Origin of the sequence: Syntrophotalea carbinolica DSM 2380 (assembly GCF_000012885.1) — a bacterium.
GTDB classification, from domain to species: domain Bacteria; phylum Desulfobacterota; class Desulfuromonadia; order Desulfuromonadales; family Syntrophotaleaceae; genus Syntrophotalea; species Syntrophotalea carbinolica.
The window spans coordinates 1,158,717-1,184,626 of the sequence record NC_007498.2 but is presented as its reverse complement, the minus strand read 5'-3'; the positions used below and the strand labels follow the sequence as shown (position 1 = coordinate 1,184,626).

The following is a 25,910-nucleotide window of genomic DNA, read 5'->3' as shown; positions in this document are numbered from 1 at the left end:
GGAACCGATTATGACACCGCGCATACTCATCGTCGACGACAACCAATCGATCCATGACGATTTCAAAAAAATATTAACCAAAAAGAATGCTGCTGATACAGCTTTGGACGATCTCGAAGCGGCCCTTTTCGGCGATAGTAATCAATCTTTTTCAGCCCCCGATTACATCATCGATTTCGCCTGCCAGGGGCAGGAGGCTTTGGCCATGGTCGAACAAGCCGAAAGCGAAGAGGCACCATATTCTCTGGCCTTTGTCGATGGGCGTATGCCACCTGGTTGGGACGGCATTGAAACGATCGTCCATCTCTGGAAAGCCAGTCCCGAATTGCAAATTGTTCTATGTACGGCTTATGCCGATTACACCTGGGATGAAATCCAACATAAATTGGGAGACACAGACAGCCTGGTTATCCTGAAAAAGCCCTTCGACATCGCCGAAGTCCTTCAATTGGCCCATACCATGACCCGCAAATGGGAACTAAACCGCCAGATTCAGGGTCGTTTGCATAGACTGGCCTATTTCGACAATCTGACCGGATTGCCGAACCGCACCCAATTTCTGGAATCGTTAAACAAAACCCTGGCCATCGCACAAAGGAAACAAAAGCAAGCCGCTTTGCTGTTTATCGATCTCAACGATTTCAAAAGGATTAACGATACCCTGGGACACAGCATGGGGGACAAATTGCTCGAAATTGTTGCCAAACGACTTGCTGGATGTATCCGGGAATCCGATCTTTTGGGAAGCACATGCGAGGGCAGCAAAACCGCAAGACTCGGAGGGGATGAATTTACCGTCCTGCTACCGGAGGTGGAATCGGAGCAGTTTGTTGCAACGGTGGCCAAACGCATATTTCATTGCCTGACACGACCGGCTGATCTCGATAAACACCAGGTCATGGTCACACCGAGCATCGGTATAGCCTTATTCCCCAATGACGGCAAAGACGCAGAAACACTCATGAAATGTGCTGATATGGCGATGTATTTCGCCAAAAACAGGGAGCCGGAAAATTATCGATTTTATCAGGAATCAATGAACACCGAAGCATTGAAACGTTTGGCCATCGAAACACAATTACGTCATGCCCTGCAAAGACAAGAATTATCTCTTGTCTATCAACCGCAATTCGATCTAAACACCGGGGCGGTCAGCGGCCTGGAGGCTCTGCTACGCTGGGACAACCAGGAACTTGGGCAAATTCCGCCTAAGGAGTTCATACTGATCGCTGAAGAGACCGGTATAATCTACGATCTCGGCCATTGGGTGATGTGCACGGCATGTAATCAGGTAAAAACATGGCACAACATGGACATCGAATTACCCCGCATAAGCGTCAACGTATCCCCTAAAGAATTTATTCATCCGGACTTTTTGTCCAATGTCAAAACGGCCCTGGACGAAAGTGGCCTGGAGCCAGGGGGATTGCAGATAGAAATAACAGAAACCCTTCTAATGGAACATTACGAAGGCACAGCCAAAATCCTCGAAGAACTCAGCCGAATGGGCGTCCAGATTGCTATCGACGATTTTGGTAAAGGATATTCAAGTTTAAACAGACTGCATACATTGACGATCGACTGTCTCAAAATAGACCGCTCCTTCGTCAATGGAATCAGCGTGGGGTTCAAAGAACAGTCGGTTATCAAAGCAATTATCAGCATGGCCAGTGCCATGAATCTGAAAGTCATTGCCGAGGGGGTGGAAACAGAAAATCAGTTTACATTTCTCAAAGACAAGCATTGTCAGGAAGCCCAAGGCTATCGCCTAAGCCTGCCACTGACAACGGAGCAGGCTGAGTATTTTTTGCGGAAGACAAAAACTTCCGAAATAAGCACCTATCCTGGTCAATATCCTCCGGGGCTTCCCTGCTCCTGACCCTGGACCGATTCCCTACGAAAAAAAACATTTAACCATCATCGCAGGTGCGGCAGTATCGGACAAAGGCGCAATAACGGAAAGACCATCATAAGAGCATGAGTATTATGCCCATTATTCATTTTGTACGGGTCCTGCGGAATCGACTAAATCCAGCTTCGCACGCCAACGAGGCAGCGCTTCCGGGTAGTATCGCTGCACGTAATCGACCAGTTTTTCCCGCACCTCACAACGCAGATCCCAGCATTTTCCGGAATCGCTGGCGCTCACCAGAGCGCGCAACTGCAAGGTACGCTCACCGGCATCGGTTACCTGCAGCAGGCACACCCTGCCATCCCAAAGGGGGGAAGATTCACAAACCCTTTTGAGTTCCTTGCGAAGTGCGGCAATCGGAATTGTATAGTCGGCCCACAAAAACACCGTCCCCAATATTTGAGCCGACGTGCGGGTCCAGTTCTGAAAGGGTTGTTCGAGAAATTGGGTGATCGGCACAACCAGGCGTCTTTCATCCCATATGCGCACCACCACATAGGTCAGGGTGATCTCTTCGATGCGCCCCCATTCTCCTTCGATGACCACGACATCATCCAGGCGGATCGGTTGGGTAATCGCCAACTGAATACCGGCCACCAGGGTCGCGAGACTCTTCTGAGCCGCAAAACCGGCCACGATACCGATAAGCCCCGCCGAAGCCAGCAAGCTTATGCCAAGTTGCCGGATCCGCTCAAAAGTCATCAGCATGCAGGCCACCGCCAGTATACAGATAATGACCCAGACCACCCGAAAAAGCATGGTAACCTGCGTCATCATGACGCGCGCCTTGAGATTATCGGCAACGGTTACATCATAGCGCCTGAGTACCAGGGTGCGTCCGGCCAGCGTCGTATTGATAAGCAGCCAGGCACACACGCCGATCATCCCCAAAGCCAACACATGCCTTAACAAGCCGACCAGATCGGAAGGCCACCCCATCACCGGCAGGACCATGCCCAAAGCCCCCAGCATCGCCAGGATACGCAGAGGTCGCGTGCCATAGAGTCTTATCAAATCTCCACTACCGGGCCACGTTCTATCGGCGACTTTCCGCGCCAGCATCAACAGGAGCGTCATCCCCCCATACACCGCAGACAGCAGTAAAAGAAGACATCCGGCCGGTTTGGCCACGGTGAGATATCCAGTCAATCCGCCAACCTGCACCACCCTCCCCCTTTCGGCGTTATACGCCGGCGCACACCAAAAACAAAAAGGCCGGAACCTATGCCCCGACCTTTAGACAACTTCTATAACGTATTTGTCAAAACGCTGTTAAAGCAACAGGGAACATGCCTCAGCCTAAAAACAGGTTACGGCTGCGTGCCCGGTTGGCGAGAATGGTGTGATCGATTATTTCCCCACAGGCAGAGCATTTCCAAGCATCAAACACCCTCACGAAATCGTAATACTTTTCGGAATACATACGGCCTTTGCACTTAGGACATCTCATAAAATCCCCCTTGTCTGGAATAGTAACTGCCTACAGGTAACGGGTAATATAAAACATAGTTACACAACCTGTGCCAGATCCGGGAGAGACAAGCCGACAGCCGCCTTTCAAGACCACAAAAAACCTTTAATATTTATGTATTTTCAACAACTTGCGAGATATTTAATTTTCCTAAAAAAACTTTCTCAAACGCTTGACGGTAGCCGGCCCAATGCCGGAAACCCGCTGAACAGCCATGATTTCCCCAAAATCGCCATTTTTTTGGCGATCCTGCACGATACGTGCGGCCAATCGCGGGCCGATTCCCGGTAAAGCTTGCCAATCACTGACCTTCATGGTATCGGGATGAAGAGCAATGCCCAAACTCATGCGCTGCCCAGCCGGGACAAAAAACCTTTCTAATTCATATACTTTTGCATCTGTCGAGACGATTCTAAGCGCCTCGCCAGAACGCAAACAGGAATCAATGCCTTTATAAACCGGGAGATTTCCGGCATCGTCAGTAAACGCCATCTGAATGACGTCTGACACCCTCGACCCGTTAATAAAATGACGGTAGCCGATTTCCGGAAATCCTTCACCCAAAAAAACCGTCATATATCCGGGCCTGTTTACAGCAAAGGCCGGGGGTTCTTCCACAAAGGGAAAAACCGTCCGGCCCAGATGAAACAACAATATGGCGAGCAAGACAACAACCAGGAAGGAAGTCCCGTGCGCTCGCTTCATGACTCAGGAAGCGTCACTGTCTTTCAAGAGTTTGTACTGAAAAGCATCCACCAGGGCATAATAGGATGCATCGATAATATTATCGCTGACCCCTACCGTTCCCCAGCGTAAATCGGCGTCGCCCGATTCAATGAGAACCCTGGTCACCGAAGCCGTTCCCTGGCCTGCCGGGAGAACCCTGACTTTGTAATCGAGCAGTTGCATGTCTTTGATTTGAGGGTAAAAGTTTTCCAGGGCCTTGCGCAGGGCATGGTCCAGAGCATTGACCGGGCCGTTGCCTTCGGCAGCCGTGTGTTCCACATGTCCACCGACCTTGACCTGCACGGTGGCCTCGGAGAAAGGCTTATCCTCTCCCTCGCGCTTGCTGTCGATGACGCGAAAGCCGACCACGGAAAAAAACGGCCGTAAGGTTCCCAAAGCGCGGCGCATGAGCAAATCAAAGGATGCTTCGGCGCCTTCGAATTGATAGCCCTGGTTTTCCAATTCCTTAAGGCGTTCCAGAATTTCAATCGTCAGCGGATCCTTGCTGTCCAGCTTAATATTGAATTGCTCAGCTTTGGCCAGGATGTTGGAACGCCCCGACAAATCGGAAACCAGCACACGGCTGATGTTGCCAACCCGCTCCGGACGGATGTGTTCATAGGTTTCGGAATGTCTCTGAATCGCGGAAACATGCACCCCGCCTTTATGGGCAAACGCGGAGTTGCCCACGAAAGGTTGGTGCTTGTTGGGCACCAGGTTGGCCAGTTCGTAGACGAAACGCGAGACTTCCCGCAACGAGGCAAGCTGCTCGTTGGTAAGGCTCTCCTTGCCCATTTTCAACATCAGCGAAGGAATGATGGAACACAGATTGGCATTACCGCAGCGTTCCCCGAACCCGTTGATGGTTCCCTGCACATGCACAATACCGCAATCGACAGCCACCAGAGAATTGGCCACGGCGCATTCGCTGTCATTATGGGAATGGATACCCAGCGGCGTGGAAATATGCTTGCGGACCTCGGCAATGATCGGCGGCAGTTCGAAAGGCAGGGTACCGCCGTTGGTATCGCACAACACGATGCAGTCCACACCGGCCTGTTCGGCCGCCTGAAGCGTTTTTATGGCATACGCGGGATTGGCCTTGTAGCCATCGAAAAAGTGCTCGGCATCATAGAACACCTCCTCAACGTGCCGCTTCAGATACAGCAGGGAATCGTTGATGAGATCCAGGTTTTCGTCCAGACTGATACGCAACGCTTCGCGCACATGAAAATCCCAGGTTTTACCGAAGATGGTAACCACATCCGGCGCGGACTGGATCAGGGTGCGCAGATTGTTATCCTTGTCCGGGGTCGTTTTGGCCCGGCGGGTCGAACCGAACGCCGCAATTTTGGTCTGGCGCAGGGAAATTTTGCGGATTTCCTGAAAAAAGCTGATGTCCTTGGGATTGGACCCCGGCCACCCGCCTTCGATATAATGAATCCCCAGATCGTCAAGTTTTTGGGCGATACGGATTTTATCCTCGACCAGAAAGGATATCTCTTCGGCCTGGGTGCCATCTCTCAGGGTGGTATCGTACAATCGAATCGCAGTCATTGCATTACCTCTTGGCTGCAGCCGGGTATCCAGCGGAAACCCCTTATTCGGCCTTGCTATCTTTTTTATCCAGACCAAAAGCCTGGTGCAGTACACGAATTGCCAATTCCGTATATTTGGCATCAATAACACAGGAAACTTTGATCTCGCTGGTTGAGATCATCTGGATGTTGATACCTTCCTGGGAAAGAACCCGGAACATCTTGCTGGCAATCCCGGAGTGGGAACGCATTCCGACCCCGACAATGGATACCTTGGCGATATTTTCATCGCTGCGCACACCGGCCGCACCGATTTCCCGGGCGGTTTCCTCGACGGCCTTGAGAGCCTTCTTGAAATCGCCGCGCGGCACTGTGAAAGTCAGATCGGTAAGTCCGTCGTTGGACACATTCTGGATAATCATGTCAACGGTAATATTCGAAGTGGTCAGGGGAGTGAACAGCTTGGCGGCGACACCAGGCTTGTCAGGCACACCCATCACGGAAATCTTCGCTTCGTCTTTATTGTATGTAACGCCCGAAACCAGAACGGTTTCCATATCCTCGTCCTCCTTGGTAACCAGGGTCCCTGGATTATCGTTAAAACTGGAACGCACGTGCACGATCACGCCGTATTTTTTGGCGAATTCCACCGAACGTATCTGTAATACCTTGGCTCCGAGGGAAGCCATTTCGAGCATCTCGTCGTAGGAAATTTTCTCGATTTTGGTGGCATCCGCCACAATCCGGGGATCGGTCGTATAGACGCCGTCCACATCGGTATAAATCTCACAGACATCGGCTTTAAGAGCGGCGGCCACCGCGACGGCGGAGGTGTCGGAACCGCCCCGTCCCAGGGTGGTGAGGTTGCCGTCATGGTCGATACCCTGGAAACCGGCTACGACAATGATCGTGCCGTTATTGAGATCTTCACGGATATTCTTGTCGTCGATGCTTTCGATACGCGCCTTGCTGAAAGTGCTGTCCGTAAAGATGGGAATCTGATGGCCCAGATAACTTTTTGCCTTGTAACCCATGGACTGCAAACACATGGAAAGCAAAGCAATAGTCACCTGTTCGCCCGTCGACACCAGTACGTCATATTCACGTTCACTGGGAAAATCGCATAATTCATTGGCCAGAGCCACCAGTTTATTGGTTTCTCCGGACATAGCCGACACAACCACGACCACGTCATTTCCGTCGTCGTAGGTTTTGGCAACGCGCCGGGCGACATTGCGGATCCGGTCAACATCACCGACCGATGTCCCCCCATACTTCTGTACTACCAGGGCCATAGTCCCCTTCCTCCTTTTCAATATGGAAAACCAGGCGTTCAGGCAGAATGCGGTAGCAACCCCACCCCATGGAAACGTCTCGAAAGTCCTGAATCCGAGACTGTCTCCGGCCTGTCAACCTGCTTATACGATCCGTATTTCACATGGCAAACCAAAGCCGATAGAATGCAGCCTGGTTGCCTTTTTACAAACAATCCCGTTTGTGGATGCAGGCATGGTTTCAACCCTGCGATTGCCAAACGGATTGCAACGCCTCCAACAGAGTCTCGCCCGTCGGACCGACAGCGCAAAAACGAATGGCCCGCATATCGGGACCCCGATGCTGAATCCGGATAGCAAGATAGGTCGGGCACAGATCGTCAAAACGATCGGCCCACTCCACCACGGCGACCCCGTCTCCGGGCAGGTATTCCTCCAACCCGAGATCCTCCAGTTCGCTGGGATCCGCCAGCCGGTAAAGATCGAAATGATAAAGCGGCAAACGTCCCTCATACAAATTCATCAAAGTGTATGTCGGGCTGACGATCGGCTCGCTTTCAGGAATGTCCAAGCCGCGGGCGATACCCTGGGTCAGACAGGTTTTACCCGCGCCCAGGTCACCGCTCAAAAGCAGCACGACAGGATCTTTGATCACCTGGCCCAAACAACGGCCGAGGCGTCTGGTTTCTTCCGCCGAGGCGGTATCGAGAATCCACTCCGACACGGTTTAGAGCTCCATGTTGCGAATGATATCGAGCCGCGCAACGACCCCCAGCAGTTTACCTTCCTGCACCACCGGCACCATATGTACCGACTTTTCCAGCATCACGGCGACAACCTGGGAAACCGGTTCGTCAGGCGAGCAGGTCGCTACATCGGTGGTACAGATTTCCCGCACCTTCTGGGCGGTCATTTTCTTTACCTGCTCGGCGAAACGGTCTTCGCTCTCCAGATAAACGACCCAGTCGAACAGGGATACGACCGTCGGGATATGCAAGGGCTTATCCTGGGCAACGAGATCGGTCTCCGTCACGATACCCTGCAACATGCCTTCGGAATCGACCACTGGCATGGCGCTGACCCCGGTCTTGACAAACAAACGGGCCAGCTCATCGACGCTGGTTTCCATGGAAACCGTATGTACTTCGCTGGTCATGATATCACGGGCTTTCAGCATGATCATATCCCTTTCCGGATTGGAGACAAAAGCGGATCAGTTACCCTCGAACACGACAGTGGCAAAAGCGTAATCCCCATCATGGCTGCACGACAGCAGCAGACGGACGTGGCCACGGTCTTCAAACAGGCGGGCGGCCTCGCCATCCAGAACCAGGTCGGGCTTCCCCTCCGGATTGCGCACCACCGCCATATCCTGCCAGCGGATACCATAACGCAGTCCGGTTCCAAGAGCTTTCAAAAAGGCTTCTTTGGCGGCAAACCGTACGGCGAAATGGGGCGCAGGATCTTTCTTGGCCAGGCAGAAGCTTCGCTCCTCCTCGGTGAACAACCGTTCAAGGATGGCGGTCTTCCCGGCCTCCAGAAACCTCCGAAAACGCTGAATGCGCACCAGATCGTTACCCAACCCGCTCAGATACGGCATGTCAGGCCCCGCCGACCAGATCCTTCATTTCCCGCACCGCCCGGTCCATACCAACCAGAACGGCTCGCGAAATAATGCTATGGCCGATATTGAATTCCCGAATGCCGCCGATAGCTGCGACCGGCTGAATATTGAAATACGTCAATCCGTGACCGGCATGAACCAGCAGGCCCAGCTTGTTGCCGGCCTTAACCGCGTTGGTCAGCTTATCGAGTTCCTTGCTGCGCGTAGCGGCGCATGCGGCATCGCAGTAGGCACCGGTATGAATTTCGATGGCGTCGGCACCGATCCGGTGGGAAGCTTTAACCTGCTCCAGGTCGGGATCGATAAACAGGCTGACGCTTATACCCCCTTGCTTAAGCAGGTCGATATGCTTTTTAAGAGTCTGCCGCAGCAAAGCGACATTCAGGCCCCCTTCGGTGGTCAGCTCCTTGCGCTTTTCCGGCACCAAAGTCACGGCATCCGGACGCACTTTCAGAGCGATACCGACCATTTCATCGGTGGCCGCCATCTCGAGGTTCAGGCGGGTTTTGACGGTCTGCCGGATCAATTCCACGTCGCGGTCCTGAATATGCCGGCGATCTTCCCGCAGATGGATGGTAATCCCGTCGGCGCCGGCCAATTCGGCAAGGGCCGCAGCCGTCACCGGGTCAGGCTCGTTGGTGCCGCGCGCCTGCCTGATGGTCGCCACATGATCCACATTGACTCCAAGCAATGCCACGATTATTGCTCCTTTGTTCTGACGCCCAGGTGCCGCTCGATGACATCGGCAATTTCCTGGGCCAATCCGGTGATTTCAGCCTCGTCCTGCCCTTCAAGCATAATCCGCAGCAGCGGCTCGGTGCCGGAATAACGGATCAGCACCCTGCCGGTATCGGCCAGCTTTTCCTCGACGGCTTTCACCGTGCGCGCGATTTCCGGAACAATATTGATATCCTGGCGACTGGCGACACGCACATTGATCAACACCTGCGGCAAAGCCGTCATGACGCCGGCAAGTTCCGACAGCGGCTTGCCGGTACGTTGCATGATCGCCAGCAACTGGAGCGCCGAAACCATCCCGTCGCCCGTGGTGTTGTAATCCAGAAAAATCATATGCCCGGACTGTTCGCCGCCGAGATTATAACCGCCACGGCGCATCTCCTCCACAACATATCGGTCGCCGACCGCCGTTTTGACCACCTGCCCGCCGGCATTGCGCAAAGCGATATCGAGCCCCATGTTGCTCATCACGGTGGACACCAGGGTATTGTGCGCCAGCTTACCTTGTTTCATCATATCGAGGCTGCAAATAGCCATGATCTGGTCGCCATCGACTTCCTGGCCCTGTTCATCAACGAAAATCACCCGATCGGCATCACCATCCAGGGCCATGCCGAGATGAGCGCCATGCTCCTTGACCGCCTTGGCCAGAGACTCCGGATACAAAGAGCCGCAACCGGCATTGATATTGGACCCATTGGGCTTGACGCCCAGCGTAACAACCTCCGCCCCCAACTCCTCGAGAACCGCCGGGGCCACTTTGTAAGCCGCTCCATTGGCGCAATCGAGGACGATTTTAAGGCCGTTGAGATCGAGATCCTGAGGGAAGGAATTTTTGAGAAAGACGATATAGCGACCGCCGGCGTCATCCATACGAAACGCCTTGCCTACCTCATCGGCGACAGGACGCAGGGAGTCGATTTCGTTGCCGAAGATCAGTTTTTCGATTTCCAACTCCGTCGTATCCGGCAATTTAAAACCATCGGCGGAGAAAAATTTGATGCCGTTATCCTGATACGGATTGTGCGAAGCCGAGATCACCACACCGGCATCGGCCCGCATGGAAGAGGTGATAAAGGCGATACCGGGAGTCGGCAGAGGGCCGACCAGCAGCACATCGACGCCCATGGAACAGATGCCGGCGACCAGCGCATTTTCAATCATATAACCGGACAGGCGGGTATCCTTGCCGATAACGATACGATGCCTCCGGGTGTGATCCTTCTTGAATATATGAGCTGCAGCACGACCGAGCTGCATGGCGATTTCCGTGGTCATGGGGTAGATATTGGCGACCCCGCGCACACCATCGGTACCGAATAATTTTTTCTTCATAGCAACCATCATTCTCCTATCAACCCCTTATAACTCACCGGGACGTTGCCCGATTGTGATTTCAACCTCTACATTTTGAGGCGTCTTAAGCCGGGAAAATTTACCGCGATAGTCCACCGGCACCACCTCAACCAGGGTACTGCCTGCATTTTCGATGTTCAACGGGGCGGTTTCGACCTGCTGCAGCGCATCAAGCTCATCTTCGGCCCCTTCGACCTGTATCGACTCGGGATTCGTGCGTACCTTTTCAACCCAGTAGCCCTGGGCCGGCCGGCCCACAAGAACCGGTTTGACCCGCACGGTTTTCACCGTAATCCGGGATAGTTTGACATCGACGTAAGAAGGCGACAGCCGGGTCACCTTCAGGGGCGCCGGGATATTGAGACGCTCCTCGAGACGTTTGAAAGACGTCAATCCGACATCAAGCCCTTTCAAGTCGACAAGGATGCGCATATCCTCAGAGTGCAGATTCACCAGCAGCGTGCGCGGACCGCTGATACGAACCTCAACGACACTCGGCACATCGTTGGCCACCATCATGCCTTCCGGCATATTTTTCATTTCCAGAGGCACGGCATAGGAACGCTCGAGCTTACGCTCCCCCATGACGAAAAACCACAGGATTAGAGCAAAAACCAGCGAAAGAAGCTTCAGCGCCCAGTTTTCCGTCAACAGTTTAAACATGCTCACTTCTTCTTCCGGGTGTTGCGGGGCTCCAAAAGGGTTTTGAGCACCCGACTCAAGGCTGTGGAGTCAAGATCGCGGGTAATGCGTCCCCCGACCACCATGGAGATTTTCCCGGTTTCCTCGGAAACCACAATGGCAACGGCATCGACCAGTTCCGTCAGGCCGATGGCAGCACGGTGGCGCGTGCCGAGGGCTTTGCTGATATCCGGATTCTGGGATAAGGGCAGGAAACACCCTGCCCGCGTCAAGCGCCCCTGCTGTACGACCAGCGCACCGTCATGCAACGGCGAATAAGGTAGAAAAATGGAAGCAATCAGGTCGCTGGTAACCTTGGAGTCGATTTCGGTGCCGACTTCCAGGAAATCCTTGATGCCGGTTTCCCGCTCGATCACCACCAGGGCGCCGATACGACGATTGGCCATATTCACACAGGCTTTGACCAATTCGGAAATGATTTCATTTTCCTCCCGATACGACAGATCGGTAAAAAACGGGTTGGCACCAACATGGATCAGAGCCCGCCGGATATCGTTCTGGAACAGCACGACAATCACCAGGATGATGGACGACAGGAAGTTATCCAGTATCCAGTGCAGGGTATATAACCCGGTCACCTGGGATGTCACATAGACCAGCAGAATCACGGCCAGACCGAACAGCATCTGAACGGCACGGGTTCCCTTGATCAGAAGGATGATACGGTAGATGATAAAAGCGACGATAACGACATCGAGCGGATCAAGCAGCCACCTGAAATTCTGAATAAAATCGAAAAATCCGCTCATTGTTGATTATCCGCTCATTGAACAATAATGTTTTAGGGCAGCTGCCGATGCACCACAGACCATGCCATAAGAGCCGCCTCCCGAGCCGCACGCACATCATGAACCCGAAAGATCTGGACCCCACACGCCACCCCCAGGGCAATGGTGGACAGGGTACCGCTCAGACGTTCGGCAGGATCGGGCTGGCCGATGACCCTGCCGATGAAACTTTTACGCGACGTTCCCAGCAGCACCGGCAGGCCGAGGGCATGCAGTTCCCGCAACCGGCTGAGAATCTCCAGATTGCCGGCAAGGTCCTTGCCGAACCCGATACCGGGATCGACGGCCAGCTTGGCGCGCGGAATCCCGGTCTCTTCCGCCAGGACCACCGCCCTTTGCAGGTAATCGACAACCTCTGCGAAAAGATCTTCATACACGGTGTCGGCCTGCATATCTTCGGGCCTGCCGCGGGTATGCATGAGGAAAGCGCCGGCACCGCAATCCGCCACCGTCCGGGCCATGTCGGCATCGAATGCAAATCCGCTGATATCGTTCACGAATTCGGCTCCGACAGCCACCGCGGCACGCGCCACGGCACTTTTATTGGTATCGATGGATAAAGGGCAGGACAGTCTGTCGGCAAGCGCCTCCAGAACCGGCACCACCCGGTCGATCTCTTCCTGCTCACTGAGCAGAGCCGCTCCCGGGCGCGTGCTCTCGCCTCCGACATCGATGAGGTCCGCTCCGTCAGCCTGCATGCGCAGGGCCCGTGTCACGGCATCCTCCACAGAGGCGGCGCGGCTTCCGGAAAAGAAGGAATCCGGGGTAACATTAAGTATCCCCATGATCAAGGGACGCTGCAAATCGAGTCGGCAGCTACGCCCCTGCATGATGGTCGGAAGCACGGACGGGTCGGGAAGCCCCCACCCGTCCGCACAACATCTTTCGGTAGTTACCTGCCGGTCACAGCGCATTTATACCTCAACGGTCGGCGCATCGTCTGCCGATTCGTTTTCACTCTGAGGTTCCGCCTGGGCGTCTTCGCCGAGAATCATGCTGCGAACTTCTTCGCCATCGATGGTTTCACGCTCCAACAGGGCTTCGGCGACGCGCACCAATCCCTCACGGTTTTCCTCGAGAATCTGGCGGGCATGATCGTAACTCTGCTGCACGATACGCCGGATTTCCGTATCGATCTCCACGGCGGTGGATTCGCTGTAATTGCGCGTATGACCCAGGTCGCGACCAAGGAAAACTTCGCCTTCCTTCTCGCCGAATGCCAGAGGACCGATTTTGTCGCTCATCCCCCATTCGCAAACCATTTTGCGCGCGATATGGGTGGCACGCTCGATATCGTTGCTGGCACCGCTGGTCATTTCACCAAACACCAGCTCCTCGGCCACACGCCCGGCGAGCAGACCGCATATGGCGGTTTCCAGCCCAACGCGGGACTGGTTGTATTTTTCCTCTTCGGGAAGGAACATGGTCACCCCAAGAGCCCGACCGCGCGGAATAATGGAAACCTTGTGCACCGGATCCGCCTCCGGCAGGAACAAAGGCACCACCGCATGTCCCGCCTCGTGGTAAGCCGTGACCCGCTTTTCCTTCTCGGTAATCACCAGGGAGCGACGTTCGGCTCCCATCAGCACCTTGTCCTTGGCGGCTTCCAGATCCTGCATGCCGACTTTTTCCTTATCACGGCGGGCAGCCAGCAAGGCCGCTTCGTTGATAAGATTGGCCAGATCCGCCCCGGAGAAACCGGGCGTGCTCTTGGCCACGACGTCAAGGTTCACATCGTCATCGAGAGGCACCTTGCGGGCATGCACATCCAGAATCATGGCGCGGCCCTTGATATCCGGACGCGGCACCACCACCTGCCGATCGAAACGACCCGGCCGCAGCAGGGCGGGATCGAGGACATCGGGACGGTTGGTTGCGGCGATCAGGATAACCCCTTCGTTGGACTCGAAACCGTCCATCTCCACCAGCAACTGGTTGAGGGTCTGCTCCCGCTCGTCGTGCCCGCCACCCAGGCCGGCACCGCGATGGCGCCCCACGGCATCGATCTCGTCGATAAAGATGATGCAGGGCGCGTTCTTCTTGCCTTGCATGAACAGATCGCGCACCCGGCTGGCGCCGACCCCGACGAACATCTCGACAAAGTCAGAGCCGGATATGGAAAAGAACGGCACCCCGGCCTCTCCCGCAATGGCACGGCCGAGCAGAGTTTTACCGGTTCCGGGAGGGCCCACCAGCAACACCCCTTTGGGGATGCGGCCGCCGAGTCGGGAAAACTTCTTGGGGTCCTTGAGAAAGGCGACGATCTCCTGCAGTTCGTCTTTGGCTTCGTCGATACCGGCAACATCCTTGAAGGTAACCTGGTTGCCGCTTTCGGACAGCAGCCTGGCCCGACTTTTGCCGAAACTCATGGCCTTGCCGCTACCGGACTGCATCTGACGGATAAAAAAGATCCATACACCGATGAACAGGATGATCGGCCCCCAGTAAAACAGCATGGTCATCCAGAACCCGCGGTCCTCTTCGGGCTTGGCCTGGATGGTAACCCCCTTGGTGCGCAACACCTCGACCAGACGCGGGTCATTGGGCGCAAAGGTTTTGAAGGCCGCGCCATCCTGGTCCTTGCCTTCGATATTGGAACCTTCCAGCATGACTTCCTGAACGGTACCCTCTTCCACGGCATCCAGAAACGCCGTATAGGATATGGCTTTCGGCTCATCTTTTCGATTGGTCATGAGATTAAACAGGGTAATCATGACCAGGGAAATGACCAGCCAAAGAGCCAGATTCTTAAAGATCGGATTCACTGTTCCCCCTTACTTTGTGCGGCAACGCCCTCTCTATGCCAGAATAGGGCCAAAACCACTGAAATGTTTTCGAAATTTATCATAATCCCTTTACTTTCACAAGCTTTGATTGGGTCGGGACAGGCCGGAAGCGACCAGCCTCAACACCCGCCCCCCAACAGTTTGCGGCCAACGTCCGTGACCGCGCCGCAGGCCCGGCAACCAGAGGATTTCGTCCGCCACAACCAGAGGCCACGAACGCCGTATTTCCCGATCGATCTTGGCGTCGATAAAAAAATCCTTGAGCTTGCGATGACCGGGAGCGCCGCACGGATAGAAGCGGTCGCCTTTGCGAAACGGACGCACCAACAAGGGAAACGGCACCTTATCGGCATCGAACTCTGTCGCCCATCGGTCTTCCCCGAGACACCCCTGGTTCAGGGAGACGCTCAAGCGACCGCCACCGGGCAGATCGTACACCCCCGGCCCCGGCACCACAACAGCAAAGTCCGTCGGATCCGGTGGCGGCGCCGTACGCAGCCACAACCGTTCATAACGCCGCGCCGCCCAGACTCCCGGCAAGTGCGCCTCCGCCTCCGAACGCGGGGCATCCAGCAAATCATCCAGGGATGCCAGGTGTTTGGCGCCAATGCCGCGCAAATCACCGCGCAACCGCAGCAGCGCTCCGCGCAGCACCCGACTGCGCAGCGCGGGATGCAGGCCGGTTAACCCCTGCCGGGACAGCCACAGCCCATCATCGCCCTCTTCGCAGGACGACTCCAGGTATGCATCGACCTGCTCGGTCCAATAATCTTCTTCCACAGCGATACGTCGGCTCAGGCGGGCCAGATGTTCTTCAATGCGGGGGTTGAAGTCACGCAGCCGAGGCAGCAACTCATGTCGCAAACGGTTGCGGGTAAAAACGGTATCCGCATTACTGGCATCTTCGACATGGGGAATCTGGTGATCGTCAAGGTAGGCAAGGATGTCCTGGCGGGAAAAAGACAGTAGCGGACGAATGAAAGGGCCGGAACGCAACCGCATGCCGGCAAGACCCGACAAACCGCTACCACGCAGCAGGCGATGCAGAAAGGTTTCAACCTGATCGTTCCGGTGATGTCCAAGGGCGATAAAACGACAGCCCTCAACCCGGGCGGTTTGCTGCAGAAACTCCCGCCGTGCCTCCCGGGCGGCCTCTTCCAGACCCTGTTTATGTTGCCTGGCCAAAGCCGGCACATCCCGGTGACCTACGGTCAAAGGGACATCTCGCCGCCGGCAGAAACGTGCCACAAATGCCGCATCGTCCGCGCTTTCCGGACGCATGCCATGATCGAGATGCGCAGCCAGGATAGCAAGCTGCAAACTATCGGCAACGTGCAGCAACACGTCGAGCAGTACCATGGAATCGGCGCCGCCGGACAACCCCACCAGAATCGCGTCTCCAGGGCTTACCTGTATGTCGTTTACAAGAATGCGCTTAAAAAGAGCCTGCATTGATCGACAAGACCTCCGGCAGCTCAAAAAAGAAAAGGCCCTCACTGGTATCCAGGAGGGCCTTTTATATGGTGGCGGTGCAGAGATTCGAACTCCGGACACTGCGGATATGAGCCGCATGCTCTAACCAACTGAGCTACACCGCCTTGGTGTTATTTAGTTCGTTTCAGGGGTCACCCCCTCAGGTGGGCTATCTTATAAACCAAAGCCTTCGAGCTTGTCAAGCATAAAGCCGAAAAGAAATGTCGATTATTTTAACCGACCCGATTCCTCACGACAGGCCTCCCAGGAAAAACCAGTGCCAGAACATCACAAGACCTCCGGCAAGGCCGGCCCAAGGCACTTTTTAGCGTCGCGGCAAACAATGTACATCTTGACATCCACCACAGAAAATAATAAGTAGCAGCCAGATATGTTCCACCGATGGGCAACAACAAACGCTTTGCCAAAAAAAAGCCCTCGCGCACAAGGGTACCAGGCAGCGCCGACATTCATCCTTGCAGAAAAAAACGGAGGTTACGCAATGACCCAACTTGTTGAAGGCTCCGGAGCTGGCATCCAGAACGAAGATACGCTAAAGGACAAGTACCTGACTTTTTCCCTGGCCGAAGAGAACTACGGCATTGAAATACGCTATGTCATTGAGATCATCGGCATTCAGAAAATCACCAAAGTCCCCAACCTGCCGATCTTCATCAAAGGCGTCATCAATCTGCGCGGTAAGGTCATTCCGGTGATGGATGTACGTGCCCGCTTCGGCCTGCCGGCACGCGCCTACGACGAACGCACCTGCATCGTGGTGGTGAATGTCGACGAAAAAGCCATGGGATTGGTTGTCGACCATGTCAACGAAGTCGCCGGGATCCCCGAAGCACAAGTCGAACCGCCCCCCGCTTCCAATCATTCCCAAGCCGGGCACTATATCAGCGGTATCGGCAAAATGGACGACGAGGTAAAGATCCTGCTCGACGTCGAAAGGTTGATAATCCGGAATTAAGGAGCAACCTGAAACGACCTTTAACAACAGCCCAAAAAGCGCATACAACATCCTTGCTTCCATGCGGGGCTCTTTCTCTTAATGGGAAGCGCCCCGCACCACCGCCTCCCAGCCCTCTGCCTACCCCTTTGCCTTTGCTGCGTTTCAAAAACAGCCGTCACCATACTAAAAAGCCGCAATCCTTGATTCCCATCAAGGGGCAGGTCTCTTTTTGATGCAAAGATCGGATTCAAAGACACCGACTCTGTTTCATCAATCTGAAATACCGGAGGCCATCATGAACAAACATCCCGATAGCGGAAACCTTGTCCCTGGCGTCGCCCATAACATGACCGACCTGGTGACCACCCAACCCGGAGCGATCGTCAGCCGCACTTTGACCCAAACCCCGGTCGGCACTCTTACCCTGTTCGCCTTTGCCGAAGGACAGGCCCTGTCCGAGCACAGCGCTCCTTTTGACGCCTTTGTTCAGGTTCTGGCAGGCCGCGCCGAAATCACCATCGGCGGCGAGGTCGTTTCAGCCAAGGCCGGCGACCTGGTCGTCATGCCGGCGGATATTCCCCATGCCGTAAATGCCGCCACCGACATGAAAATGCTGCTCACCATGTTCCGCACACAGCAACCGGCATAAACACGCGCCACATAAAACACTGTCGCCTCCCTGGCAAACATGCTAGAACGACCCCATATCTCCATAGCTTTTTCATGTTTCCAAGGAGGCCTTTATGCTGGAGCGATTATTCCATCTCAAGGCGAACGGCACCTGCCTGCGCAACGAAATCGTGGCGGGGGCGACCACCTTTATGGCGGCCGCCTACATCATCTTCGTTCACCCCGACATGCTGGCCGCTACCGGCATGGACAAGGGCGCCCTGACCACCGTCACCTGCCTGGTGGCCGGTCTTGCCAGCCTGCTCATGGCGCTATGGGCCAACGTTCCGATCATGATGGCACCGGGCATGGGGCTCAACGCCTTTTTTACCTACACGCTGGTCATAAACCAGCACATCCCCTGGCAGACCGCCCTCGGCATCGTCTTTTTATCCGGCATCATCTTTCTGCTTCTTACCTGGCTGGGTTTTCGCGAACGCATCCTGAAAGCCATCCCCGTCTCACTGCAATTGGCCACCGCTGTCGGCATCGGCCTGTTTATCGCCTTTATCGGCCTGCAGAAACTTGGCCTGATCGTCGATAACCCCGCCACCCTGGTCGGCCTCGGCCCCATTACCCGCCCGGTACTGCTCGGGCTTATCGGCCTGCTGCTGGCTGTTTTCCTGGAAATCCGCCGGGTGCGCGGCGCCCTGCTGTTTTCCATCCTCACCGTTACGGCACTGGCCTTTTTCAGCGGTGAAGCGCAATTGCCCGATTCCCTGGTGGCCATGCCGCCCTCCCCGGCGCCCATAGCCTTCAAGCTCGACATTCTCGGCGCCCTGAACCTTTCCTTCTGGGCCGCCGTCTTCACCTTCATGTTCATGGACCTGTTCGACAGCCTCGGCACCCTGCTGGCGGTCTGCCGCGAAGCAGGTATGGTTAAGAAGGATGGAAAAATTCCGGGACTGCCGCGCATGCTCAGCGCCGATGCCCTGGCCACGGTAGGCGGAGCCGTACTTGGCACCAGCACCACCACGGCCTTCCTTGAATCGGCCAGCGGCGTTTCCGATGGTGGTCGCACCGGACTGACCAGCGTGGTGACCGGTCTTCTGTTTCTACTGTCTGCCTTTTTCGCCCCCCTGGTCGGAGCCGTACCGGCCTGCGCTACGGCACCGGCCCTGATTATGGTCGGTATCTTTATGATGCGCGGCATGGGGCAGATCGATTTTTACGATTTTGAAGAAGGGGCGCCGGCCTTTCTGACCATTCTGTTCATGCCATTGACCTATTCCATCTCCAACGGCCTGGCCTTTGGTTTTCTGTCCTACGCCCTGATCAAGATCCTGCTCGGCAAATGGCGCCAATGCGACCCTTTTTTGCTCGGCGCGGCCCTTCTCTCCCTGATCAGCCTGTGCCTTTGACAGCCGCGACGTAAACGCAAAATCAAAAAACGATAGCAGACGAAAAAAAACCTGTTGACACAACTCAAAAGCTTTTGTTATAAACTCCTCCACAACGCACGGGGCTATAGCTCAGCTGGGAGAGCGCTTGAATGGCATTCAAGAGGTCAGCGGTTCGATCCCGCTTAGCTCCACCAAGAATCAAGGGGTTACGGAAATTTTCCGTAACCCCTTTCCAGTTGTCGCGTACACATGCGTTCACACCCTGCGTACACATTTTTAAAACCTCAATATATACAAAGCCCCCGGCGCACTATTGCGGTCAGGGGCTTTTTACTTTCAGCGGCAGATAAATTTGACGGCCTCGGGCATTATTCAGGTAAAGGAGAAATCCGCCCCCCCCCCAAGGCGGACCAAAGGGAGATTACCTCGATCCGGAACTGGCCCGGATGTCAAGTAAGCTTCCCCAAATGAAAGACATGACAAAAGTAGAGTTTTCTGGCGCACTACGACCAGGAGGCTCTTATGAAAAAACCACGATTCACGGAAACGCAGATCGTTGCCATTTTCAAGGAGACTGACGCGGGCACGCCGGCCAAGGATCTCTGCCGCAAACACGGCATTTCCGACGACACCTACTACAACTGGAAATCCAAGTAAGGTGGCATGCAGGCATCCGACCTAAAACGCTTGAAAGAGATGGAACAGGAACTCTCTCAACTCAAGCGCATGTATGCCGACATGGCCTTGGAAACCGGGCGCTGAAAGATCTAATTGAAAAAAAGCTTTAAGGTCGCCTGAGAAGCGTAAAGCCGTAACTTACTTGATTGCCGAAGACCGTTTGTCCGTACAGCGCAGTTGCCGTTGTATCGGCCCGTCTCGGGCGGCCTATTACTTGATATCAAAAAGCCTGAATCGTGACGCTGAGGTCATCCAGGCGATCAATGCGGTGATCGACCGGCATCCCCGCTGGGGGTTCTGAAAAACCTATAAAGTATTGCGTCGCAAGGGGCATCTTTGGAACCATAAGCGGGTGTATCGCGCCTTCTGCGAGCTACTGCTAAATCAAAAACGCCGCGCAAAGAAAAGACTGCCGAAACGGGTTAAGCAGCCACTTTATTTGCCGCAGCTCCCGATCCAGGTTTGGTCCGCCGACTTCATTAGCGATACGCTCTATGCCGGAAAACGATTTCGCACCCTTAAGGTGATCGACGACTTCAATCGCGAGGTGCTTCAGGTTGAAATCGACACCGCGATTACCGGCCGACGCCTAATCCGGGTCTTTGAGAGACTACGCTTGAACCGTGGCCTTTCAAATCTGCTCCGGGTGGAAAACGGCCCGGAGTTTCTAAGCAGCGAGTTTGTAACTTGAGCCGAGTCTGTCGGGATGATGATCCACTACATCCAACCCGGCGAACCGAACCAGAATGCATACATCGAGCGCTTCAACCGAACCTATCGGAACGAACTGCTTGATCTGTATCAGTTCCGGAATCTGGCCGAAGTCCGGGAGGCCACTTCCTGGTGGATGATCGATTACAACGAACAGCGCCCTCACGATTCCCTGGGGGGATCTGACGCCGGTAGAATACATGTCAAGAAACGCCGAAACCTCAACTTTCGACTGTCTACTTGACGGGGAAGCTTACGGTGCCAAATCTATTAAAAAGTAATTTGAGGGCTTGAAGAGAATTTTACGCAAGGTTTGGCACTGAGGGGGGCTAGAACTGATTGACCCACATTTGGAGGATGGAGTAGTAAAACAATAGTACAGCTGGGACAGCCACTATAATGGTTCCAACAGAAATATCGACGAGAACAAGAAGCCATCCATGTTTTCTACAACGGTCATCTAGGTCATCGTATATTTTTTTAAACCTAGAGGATAGTGCAACATAGTCACTTTTGAGAGTTTCAAGTTGATCGTTAATTTCTTCCTTTATGGCACCTAGGCTTGCTTTTTGATTTCGCAAGAGCATCGACATGAAAAAAGCAAAGACCAAGGAGGTTAAAAAAACAAGACTGTTTTTAATGTTAAAACCTTTTCCCATTTGTGACCAAGCAAGTAGTGCCGCAATAGGGACGGCAAGTAATTGATTCTGAATTTCGGAAAAGTTTTTGTTCAATTTTAGAATATATTCAAGTTTCTTGTTGCTTATATCCTTGAATATGCTATCAAAAGAAAACTCAGATACATACAGTTGATAATTATCCAAGAATCTTTGATATATATAATCCAGCCTATTTAATAACGCAGAAAACCTATTCTCTTCTGGTATTGTCTGAAGTTCTTCTAGCAGTATCCTCTTTAATATTGATCTTCGTTGTTCAGCGTGAACTTTCTCTGTCAAGACTGTTTCCAAGCTATCAACACAAAGTAATGATCTTAGGTCTTTCTTGAGGTAGCGTACTTGGACCTCCAGTTTTTCCCTCTGGAGAAAAACAAACCTAAGATGACCTGTTGATGAATCGAAGTGGTCGGATAGAGATTTTAGAAGGTCTATAAATTTAATAGTGTCAAGATATCCACGAAGAAGCGTAGAAGGTTGTGTTGTAGATGGATGATATTCATCCGTATCCGCAACGAAAAAGGTTTCAGGGGGGGAATGTAAATGGGTGGGATAATTTAATAAATCATCAAGGCTCCTGGAGAAAAATGATGAATTGCTTCGAGGCGGTTGAAGTTGGATTTCACAGAATTCGCCAGATTTAGGAATGAGGGCTTTTGGATCTGGAGGGAAAAGAAGAGCCTCGTCCTCTAACTTGGCTATTAATGCACAGTTTTCATTGGTACGTTCGATTTCTCCAAGGCAGTCCCCATCTTCCCATCTTTTGTTAGTCATTTGATGGTAGGCTTTGACAAATAAAGATAGCCTTGGAGAAATATCACACATCACTGAAAATCCACTAATTGCCTGATAAAATCAGGGTTAAGTTCTCGAATTAAAAGACTTTGGTCAGCATTGAGAATAACTCGTGTGCCAAAATCTTCCTGATTAAATTGGATTTTAACAGAACCATCCTTTATTACAAATGTTTTTAAACCTTTGTAAATATTCTTTACGGGATCAAAACCATCGCCAAGTGGATACTCTTCGGCATTTTCATTAATAAATGTAAGAAATGCTTCAGGTTGCTCATCATCAATTCTATGTGATAGGGCCGCAAGTGATACTGTTTCTTTTGCCAATCGCTTTTCGTCAAAATAATTAAATACAGCCGCATGCAATTGTCGGCGTGTTTCTGCATCTAAATTGCGCTGGTCGCCAAAGGCTTTTACGGCACGAAGTGTTATCTTATTCATTTCAGTTGAGTTGCAAAATTCTTCACAACCAATGAATTCCCTAAAATAATCCGAGAAGCCATCATCGCCACCTCTGCGTTTTGCAAATGAAAGGTATCGTTCACCATTGTTTAGCCAAGAAGTTACATTTACCCTCGCCATTTCGTGAAGATGCTCAAGATCAATATGTACCGAACCTGTTAAATTTAGGTTTTGATCAAAAGCAAGTCCAGGTCTATGTTTTATTGATGCAACAATAAGAAAATCGGCATTATTTTCATTGTATGAAGCTAAAAGGATGTACCCGCCAGTTGCTAATTGTACACCTGTAACCTTTGCGACCAAGGTGCGCATGGCATTGTGACTAAATTCAACAAAATCCACCTCATTATTAAGATGTCCGTTAAGGGATGTGCTTAAGGGGTAATTTATTGTGTCTTGGTGAAAAACTCCGTATCCACGTGCAGTTTTTTCATTATAAAGCTTGCGTAAAGAAGTGATGAGTTCCGAGAGTTTATCGTCAACAGGAAGCGGCTCCTCTCTTAGTCTAAGGTCTGGATTTTGGTGTCTTTCCTTCTTAACTAAATGGACAATAGCGTTGTGGATTTCCACTTCAGCCCTCCTTTGTTTATATATAGAAATCAATAATTAGTGAAAGAAAAGGAAAAGCACATAGCATTAATAGTTCTTCGCAAAAGTTGATCTCAATATTAACAAGGTTGTATTGACCTTCGGCGAGTTCGTTGGTGATTTTTATTTTGTTGACCATGGTGCCCATCTTTATGTAGATGTCACCGCTGTGAACGGTGTTGCTATTGCCGCTGATAGCGAAAACCGAGACATGTATATTTTTCTCTAATTTTCACTCAAAAGTTCCGGGTTCACCTCACTCATTAGCAAGGCAAAGGAGGCCCTCCTAAAATATCCATATCCATCCCGCCCCAAAAGAAAGAGCCGACCTCCGTATCTTCTCCAACAGGGCGGGTCTAGTCACTTAACACAACCTTGATTCTTCCCCGGGAGGTCCCCGCCAGCATTAAAAGCAGACTAATAAATACAGACAAAAAACCCTTACCGTAAAACATTCTAATGTTTGCCCATATCGCATATCCATAATGGTAGACGCAGACTAAGGAGCGCAGCACTCACCAGAAAACAGGGACTACTGATATTCAGTTTTGCACGACTACCCCGCCCTGTCTTTCTGGTGCAATGAAAGGTCATACATTTTCCGTCATTTCATGCAGTTCACCGGCCATCTGCTCAAAAACTTGTCTGAAGCTGTCTCGGCTCTCTTTCATGTTTTGTAGAATAACCCCACCTTGCTCAAGTTGATCGTCGCTTAATGCAAAAATAGGTACATTGAACTTTTGTGACTGCGCGATCAATGAGTTAAAATCTGCAACGTTGGCCAAATTATATGGTTCATCAGTCGCTGAATAATTTGCAAATTCTTCCTTACTTATTGCCATACCAATCGGTTCAAGTGCAGGAATTAGTTTTTCTGAAACAGTCTCTTTGATTATATCAATCCAGCGTTGAAACGACTTGGCGGGGGCACCACTTCTTGGCCTATATCTCTGAGAGATAAATCCTATGAATTTAGGTGGTATATTAGGAAGCCTATAGTCGACTTCTCTATCTCGAAAAGGAGCCACAGCCTCATTCCACCTTGGAATAACACTTGAGAGAGACCTGATTGCTTGTGCGCAGAAAAAATCTGGTGACGTTGGAACTATAAAAAAATTACTGGACATCAATAGGCACTCATTTAGTGCCCCAACGCTGGGACTCATATCAATTATAATATATTCAAAGTCATGCGCTTCCCCGGTTATACGAAGCAACTGCCCAATACTACCAGGCAAATTCTTAATCGCTGGAATAGCCTCACTAGTTGTCAACGCAACGCTTACTTGCGTCTCAATCTCCGAAAGCGCTAAATTACCACAATAAATGAATAAGTTGTCATTCGCTGTCGGAGCTGGATTCCCAGGCTGCAGGCCGGTCATTCTTCCGGACATTACTGGTTGAAGCCCAGTTGAAAGGTCACAACCTGGATTGGCCGCGTAGAAATCTTCAATATCCTCTACCGAGTTATAATCAAGAACCAATGCCGTCAAATTACATTGTGGATCGGCGTCGACAATTAGTGTCTTGTGTCCTTGCTCTGCTAAAACCCAGCCAAGATTAAATGCGGTAGTTGTTTTACTTACACCACCTTTGTGATTAAAAAGTGAGATCAACTTCATAGGGTCCTCCATTCGCTTTTCTATAACGTGATGGGCGGAGTTCTGGAGACACCTTACTCATTAGCAAAGCAAAGAGGTCCCTCCTGGAATTTCCATATCCACTCCGCCCCAAAAGAAAAGGCCACCCTCCGGATCTTCTCCGACAGGGCGGCCCTGATCAATTAACACAACCTTGATTCTCTCCCAGAACTTTCCCCTCCACTATTTTTTTAGTACTTGATTTCAACTTATTGCTCTTGTCTTTTTTTTCTAAAGTACTATGAACCACAGCCCCCTTCGGTATGGCGGAGACGTAAGAACCGGTATTGGTAAAAAAAGCCACCATATCTTTTGTCTGAAAGACCAAAAGCCCCCTATAAACCACCTCTCCATCACTGGATATTAAGGTCTTGCAATTGCTAAAAATATCACCTTTCTTCACATAACAGCCTTTAGAGATAAAATCATCTCTATTTTTTTCTGCTACAGAACTTCCTTTTTGATAAGCATAATAAGGAATAGCGAACCAAAAGAATGATATAGATACAAAGAAGAGGGAAGTTGTTATCAATACATATGACATTGAACTTGTTAAAAACAATGTTCTAATATATCCATTATTATCCCAATGAAAATATTCTATGATCCTTCCTATAGTTTGAAATCTTTTACAAAAACAACATATTTTATCAACAGGCTTCAATTTATTAAAACAATGCCAGAGAAGACTAGACAATAAAACTACACCAATAAATATAAATACTCCTGGAGCAGAAAAAATTGAATTTAAAAAATTGATAATGATTTTTGAAAGCCCAGACAAGAAACAAGAAACAGCATAATATGCCGTGATATAACTATCTTGTATCGAAAATGGTAAAACTTCGGGATTTATTCCATAAGCGCTCAGACTTCCCTGATGAAAACTTAAACCAATTAAATAGGATGCAGGTGCCAAAATGCCGAGCAAGGCAATAAAGAGATTAAGATCTCTGGATCGATCCTGTGTCTTACCTTTTTCCGACAATGGTATCTCCATTC

The 25,910-nt window shown here is 51.9% G+C and carries 22 protein-coding genes, 2 tRNA genes and 1 pseudogene; 6 read left to right on the top strand and 19 right to left on the bottom strand.

Annotated features, from left to right (window positions below; genetic code table 11):
- The first annotated feature begins 10 nt into the window (after positions 1–10).
- Positions 11–1,879, top strand: coding sequence for a putative bifunctional diguanylate cyclase/phosphodiesterase (locus PCAR_RS05870; protein ID WP_158447407.1), 1,869 nt, complete (start codon positions 11–13; stop codon positions 1,877–1,879).
- A gap of 114 nt (positions 1,880–1,993) precedes the next feature.
- Here the strand turns inward: PCAR_RS05870 and PCAR_RS05865 are convergent, their stop codons facing one another.
- The 15 genes from PCAR_RS05865 to PCAR_RS05795 all read right to left on the bottom strand — a co-directional run bounded on the left by PCAR_RS05865 (position 1,994) and on the right by PCAR_RS05795 (position 16,513).
- Positions 1,994–3,043 carry a mechanosensitive ion channel family protein gene (locus PCAR_RS05865; RefSeq protein WP_200858988.1) on the bottom strand — a complete coding sequence of 350 codons (1,050 nt, stop codon included), beginning with the start codon at positions 3,041–3,043 and terminating at the stop codon, positions 1,994–1,996.
- 490 nt (positions 3,044–3,533) lie between these two features.
- Complete coding sequence (locus PCAR_RS17715) at positions 3,534–4,049, bottom strand: ComEA family DNA-binding protein (RefSeq protein WP_158447406.1); 516 nt, start codon at positions 4,047–4,049, stop codon at positions 3,534–3,536.
- Between the two features lie 42 nt (positions 4,050–4,091).
- Complete coding sequence (cimA, locus tag PCAR_RS05855) at positions 4,092–5,666, bottom strand: citramalate synthase (RefSeq protein WP_011340726.1); 1,575 nt, start codon at positions 5,664–5,666, stop codon at positions 4,092–4,094.
- Between the two features lie 43 nt (positions 5,667–5,709).
- Entirely contained in the window at positions 5,710–6,942 is a 1,233-nt protein-coding gene (locus PCAR_RS05850) for an aspartate kinase (RefSeq protein WP_011340725.1), read from the bottom strand.
- 220 nt (positions 6,943–7,162) lie between these two features.
- Positions 7,163–7,645: a tRNA (adenosine(37)-N6)-threonylcarbamoyltransferase complex ATPase subunit type 1 TsaE gene (gene tsaE / locus PCAR_RS05845; protein WP_011340724.1), complete on the bottom strand. Its 483-nt coding sequence runs from the start codon at positions 7,643–7,645 to the stop codon at positions 7,163–7,165.
- Between the two features lie 3 nt (positions 7,646–7,648).
- Positions 7,649–8,098: a CBS domain-containing protein gene (locus PCAR_RS05840; RefSeq protein ID WP_011340723.1), complete on the bottom strand. Its 450-nt coding sequence runs from the start codon at positions 8,096–8,098 to the stop codon at positions 7,649–7,651.
- Positions 8,099–8,134: 36 nt separating this feature from the next.
- A complete protein-coding gene (acpS, locus tag PCAR_RS05835; protein ID WP_011340722.1) occupies positions 8,135–8,521 on the bottom strand; it encodes a holo-ACP synthase in 387 nt (128 codons plus the stop codon).
- Between the two features lies 1 nt (position 8,522).
- On the bottom strand, positions 8,523–9,242 hold the full coding sequence (locus PCAR_RS05830; protein ID WP_011340721.1) for a pyridoxine 5'-phosphate synthase: 720 nt from the start codon (positions 9,240–9,242) through the stop codon (positions 8,523–8,525).
- A 2-nt stretch (positions 9,243–9,244) separates the two neighbouring features.
- A complete protein-coding gene (glmM, locus tag PCAR_RS05825; RefSeq protein ID WP_011340720.1) occupies positions 9,245–10,618 on the bottom strand; it encodes a phosphoglucosamine mutase in 1,374 nt (457 codons plus the stop codon).
- Positions 10,619–10,645: 27 nt separating this feature from the next.
- A complete protein-coding gene (locus PCAR_RS05820) occupies positions 10,646–11,302 on the bottom strand; it encodes a CdaR family protein (RefSeq protein WP_011340719.1) in 657 nt (218 codons plus the stop codon).
- 2 nt (positions 11,303–11,304) lie between these two features.
- Positions 11,305–12,090, bottom strand: a complete 786-nt coding sequence (gene cdaA / locus PCAR_RS05815) for a diadenylate cyclase CdaA (RefSeq protein ID WP_011340718.1) — start codon at positions 12,088–12,090, stop codon at positions 11,305–11,307.
- Positions 12,091–12,122: 32 nt separating this feature from the next.
- Positions 12,123–13,043 carry a dihydropteroate synthase gene (gene folP, locus PCAR_RS05810; protein ID WP_011340717.1) on the bottom strand — a complete coding sequence of 307 codons (921 nt, stop codon included), beginning with the start codon at positions 13,041–13,043 and terminating at the stop codon, positions 12,123–12,125.
- Entirely contained in the window at positions 13,044–14,894 is a 1,851-nt protein-coding gene (gene ftsH, locus PCAR_RS05805; protein WP_011340716.1) for an ATP-dependent zinc metalloprotease FtsH, read from the bottom strand.
- A gap of 96 nt (positions 14,895–14,990) precedes the next feature.
- Positions 14,991–16,367 carry a tRNA lysidine(34) synthetase TilS gene (tilS, locus tag PCAR_RS05800; RefSeq protein ID WP_011340715.1) on the bottom strand — a complete coding sequence of 459 codons (1,377 nt, stop codon included), beginning with the start codon at positions 16,365–16,367 and terminating at the stop codon, positions 14,991–14,993.
- A 69-nt stretch (positions 16,368–16,436) separates the two neighbouring features.
- A tRNA-Met gene (locus tag PCAR_RS05795) sits at positions 16,437–16,513 on the bottom strand.
- Between the two features lie 377 nt (positions 16,514–16,890).
- On the opposite strand from PCAR_RS05795, the gene PCAR_RS05790 reads away from it, so the two are divergent.
- The 5 genes and pseudogenes from PCAR_RS05790 to PCAR_RS18325 all read left to right on the top strand — a co-directional run bounded on the left by PCAR_RS05790 (position 16,891) and on the right by PCAR_RS18325 (position 21,028).
- Positions 16,891–17,364: a chemotaxis protein CheW gene (locus tag PCAR_RS05790; RefSeq protein WP_011340714.1), complete on the top strand. Its 474-nt coding sequence runs from the start codon at positions 16,891–16,893 to the stop codon at positions 17,362–17,364.
- A gap of 277 nt (positions 17,365–17,641) precedes the next feature.
- The gene (locus PCAR_RS05785; protein ID WP_011340713.1) at positions 17,642–17,995 is read left to right on the top strand and encodes a cupin domain-containing protein; all 354 of its coding nucleotides are present in this window, start codon (positions 17,642–17,644) and stop codon (positions 17,993–17,995) included.
- A 94-nt stretch (positions 17,996–18,089) separates the two neighbouring features.
- Complete coding sequence (locus PCAR_RS05780; protein WP_011340712.1) at positions 18,090–19,376, top strand: NCS2 family permease; 1,287 nt, start codon at positions 18,090–18,092, stop codon at positions 19,374–19,376.
- Positions 19,377–19,476: 100 nt separating this feature from the next.
- Positions 19,477–19,552, top strand: a tRNA-Ala gene (locus PCAR_RS05775).
- Between the two features lie 328 nt (positions 19,553–19,880).
- A pseudogene (locus tag PCAR_RS18325) lies at positions 19,881–21,028 on the top strand (IS3 family transposase).
- A 48-nt stretch (positions 21,029–21,076) separates the two neighbouring features.
- Here the strand turns inward: PCAR_RS18325 and PCAR_RS05760 are convergent.
- The 4 genes from PCAR_RS05760 to PCAR_RS18595 all read right to left on the bottom strand — a co-directional run bounded on the left by PCAR_RS05760 (position 21,077) and on the right by PCAR_RS18595 (position 25,896).
- Positions 21,077–22,249, bottom strand: coding sequence for a hypothetical protein (locus PCAR_RS05760; RefSeq protein WP_041531276.1), 1,173 nt, complete (start codon positions 22,247–22,249; stop codon positions 21,077–21,079).
- On the bottom strand, positions 22,249–23,250 hold the full coding sequence (locus PCAR_RS05755; protein ID WP_041531275.1) for a nucleoid-associated protein: 1,002 nt from the start codon (positions 23,248–23,250) through the stop codon (positions 22,249–22,251). The genes PCAR_RS05760 and PCAR_RS05755 overlap by 1 nt, the downstream gene beginning before the upstream one ends.
- Before the next feature lie 608 nt (positions 23,251–23,858).
- Positions 23,859–24,890, bottom strand: coding sequence for a ParA family protein (locus PCAR_RS05750; protein WP_011340709.1), 1,032 nt, complete (start codon positions 24,888–24,890; stop codon positions 23,859–23,861).
- 157 nt (positions 24,891–25,047) lie between these two features.
- The gene (locus PCAR_RS18595) at positions 25,048–25,896 is read right to left on the bottom strand and encodes a hypothetical protein (protein WP_011340708.1); all 849 of its coding nucleotides are present in this window, start codon (positions 25,894–25,896) and stop codon (positions 25,048–25,050) included.
- Between the last annotated feature and the right edge of the window lie 14 nt (positions 25,897–25,910).